Source organism: Pedobacter sp. 22163 (assembly GCF_052045595.1).
GTDB lineage: Bacteria > Bacteroidota > Bacteroidia > Sphingobacteriales > Sphingobacteriaceae > Pedobacter.
This window is the reverse complement of sequence record NZ_JBQEPM010000022.1, coordinates 1-3339: the sequence shown is the minus strand read 5'-3', so window position 1 is coordinate 3339 and position 3339 is coordinate 1. Positions and strand designations below refer to the sequence as shown.

Annotated in this window: 2 rRNA genes; both read right to left on the bottom strand. The window is 48.9% G+C overall.

The features are described 5' to 3' along the window. Nucleotides 1-18 precede the first annotated feature (18 nt). Nucleotides 19-130 (bottom strand): 5S ribosomal RNA (gene rrf, locus ACTJKN_RS27275). Between the two features lie 82 nt (nucleotides 131-212). Continuing rightward, nucleotides 213-3089, bottom strand: a 23S ribosomal RNA gene (locus tag ACTJKN_RS27270). Nucleotides 3090-3339 lie beyond the last annotated feature (250 nt).

The following is a 3339-nucleotide window of genomic DNA, read 5'->3' as shown; positions in this document are numbered from 1 at the left end:
TGAAGGGTTTCTTTTAATATTTGGCACCGACCTACTCTCCCACGTGTTACCGCAGTACCATCGGCTCTGGTGGGCTTAACTTCTCTGTTCGGAATGGGAAGAGGTGGACACCACCGATATAGGCACCTAAATTTCTTTAGATAAGCTATCTCGAGCTTAAATGACATATTATTGAAAGAAGTTATTATGAAGAACAAACAACAGTCTGTTTGCTTTGAAAGCTTCGGATGATTAGTACTACTCGACTGTGCTGTCGCCAGCTTTACATCTGTAGCCTATCAACGTAGTAGTCTGCTACGGTCCTATATGGAATTCTCATCTCGTGGCTAGTTTCGCACTTAGATGCTTTCAGCGCTTATCTATTCCCAGCGTAGCTACTCTGCAATGCCCCTGGCGGAACAACAGATTCACTAGAGGCTAGTCCAACCCGGTCCTCTCGTACTAAGGTCAGCCCCACTCAAAATTCCTACGCCCACAACAGATAGGGACCGAACTGTCTCGCGACGTTCTGAACCCAGCTCGCGTGCCACTTTAATCGGCGAACAGCCGAACCCTTGGGACCTTCTCCAGCCCCAGGATGTGACGAGCCGACATCGAGGTGCCAAACCTCCCCGTCGATATGAGCTCTTGGGGGAGATCAGCCTGTTATCCCCAGCGTACCTTTTATCCTTTGAGCGATGGCCCTTCCATGCAGAACCACCGGATCACTATATCCGTCTTTCGACCCTGATCGACTTGTCTGTCTCACAGTCAAGCAAGCTTATGCTATTGCACTCCGCGTACGGTTACCAAGCGTACTGAGCTTACCTTTGAAAGCCTCCGTTACCTTTTTGGAGGCGACCACCCCAGTCAAACTACCCATCAAACAATGTCTCCCACATGATGGGATTAGACACCGAATACAGAAAGGGTGGTATTTCAACGTTGGCTCCACGACGCCTAGCGACGCCGCTTCAAAGCCTCCCACCTATCCTACACATCCTGTATCCAATGTCAATGTTAAATTGTAGTGAAGGTGCATGGGGTCTTTCCGTCCCGTTGCGGGTACCCGGCGTCTTCACCGGGACCACAATTTCACCGAGCTCATGGCTGAGACAGCGCCCAGATCGTTACACCATTCGTGCAGGTCGGAACTTACCCGACAAGGAATTTCGCTACCTTAGGACCGTTATAGTTACGGCCGCCGTTTACTGGGGCTTCGATTCAATGCTTCTCCTTGCGGATGACATCCCCTCTTAACCTTCCAGCACCGGGCAGGTGTCAGGCCTTATACCTCATCTTTCGATTTTGCAAAGCCATGTGTTTTTGTTAAACAGTCGCCTGGGCCTTTTCACTGCGGCTGACATTGCTGCCAGCGCCCCTTCTCCCGAAGTTACAGGGCCATTTTGCCGAGTTCCTTAGCCATGATTCACTCGAGCACCTTAGAATCCTCTTCCCGGATACCTGTGTCGGTTTGCGGTACGGGTTTTTATAACCTGAAGCTTAGCGGTTTTTCTTGGAAGTCTGATTACCTGCGCTATCCGCTTACCCGAAGGCTCGCGGTACTATCGACTTTCAGCACACTCGGCGGATTTGCCTACCAAATGTATACCTACGGCCTTTAACGATCTATTCCGTCAGATCGCGGCAGTGTCACTACTCCGTCCCCACATCGCAGTTATAAAAAGTACTGGAATATTAACCAGTTGTCCATCGAATTTCCCCTTCGGGTTCTCCTTAGGTCCCGACTGACCCTGATCCGATTAGCGTTGATCAGGAAACCTTATCCTTTCGGTGGGCGGGTTTCTCTCCCGCCTTATCGTTACTTATGCCTACATTTGCTTTTCTATACGCTCCAGCACCCATTACCAGATACCTTCGCTGCATATAGAATGCTCCCCTACCGATATATTTCAATCCCATAGCTTCGGTGAACAGTTTAATGCCCGTTTATTATCCATGCCCGATCGCTCGACTAGTGAGCTGTTACGCACTCTTTAAATGAATGGCTGCTTCCAAGCCAACATCCTAGCTGTCTGTGCAATCGGACCTCGTTAGTTCAACTTAACTGTCACTTGGGGACCTTAGCTGATGGTCTGGGTTCTTTCCCTCTCGGCGCGTGACCTTAGCACCCCGCGCCTCACTGCAGATCATATTTCATAGCATTCGGAGTTTGTCTGGATTTGGTAGGATTTGACTCCCCCGCACCCAATCAGTAGCTCTACCTCTATGAAACTTAATATCCACGCTGTTCCTAAAAACATTTCGGGGAGTACGAGCTATTTCCCAGTTTGATTAGCCTTTCACCCCTACCCACAGATCATCCGGAAACTTTTCAACGTTTATCGGTTCGGTCCTCCAGTACGTGTTACCGCACCTTCAACCTGTCCATGGGTAGATCACAAGGTTTCGCGTCTACCCCCTCTGACTATACGCCCTATTCAGACTCGCTTTCGCTTCGGATCCGTGCCTGAAGCACTTAACCTTGCCAGAGAGGAGTAACTCGTAGGCTCATTATGCAAAAGGCACGCCGTCACACCACTTGGATGCTCCGACCGCTTGTAAGTACACGGTTTCAGGTTCTATTTCACTCCCCTGTTCGGGGTTCTTTTCACCTTTCCCTCACGGTACTGGTTCACTATCGGTCTCTCAGGAGTATTTAGCCTTACCGGATGGTGCCGGCAGATTCCCACAAGGCGTCTCCGACCTCGCGGTACTCAGGATACTACTAGCCTAGCATTCTATACGTGTACCGGGCTATCACCGTGTATCGCTGGGCTTCCCATCCCATTCCACTTCTGTTTGCTAATGACACATTGTAGTCCTACAACCCCAGTCATGCCGTAACAAGACTGGTTTGGGCTCTTTCCCTTTCGCTCGCCACTACTTAGGAAATCATTGTTATTTTCTCTTCCTCTGCTTACTTAGATGTTTCAGTTCGGCAGGTTTGCTCATTATATGTGACTAGTCTTCAACTAGCCGGGTTGCCCCATTCGGAAATCTTCGGATCAATTCCTATTTGCAAATACCCGAAGCTTATCGCAGCTTATCACGTCCTTCATCGCCTCTGAGAGCCAAGGCATCCCCCGTGTACTCTTTATTACTTTCTTCTACTCATACGCCTTTTGCGCCGTATGGTATGCTTTTTTTGCTCTTGTTATGATGTCTCATACCTTCCTTTGAGTTGCCTCTCGGGTCGGTGAGCACAAACACAACAGTCGCCTATTGTTGTTTGCTCTTCTTTTTTAACTTCTTCCAATATGTCAAAGAACTTTATTAAGGTGTAAGGTTTAGGGTATAAGGGTGGAGGGTTTCATTGTCCTCTGCCCAAGCCTAAGCTTATTCCTTATTAGTAAAAAA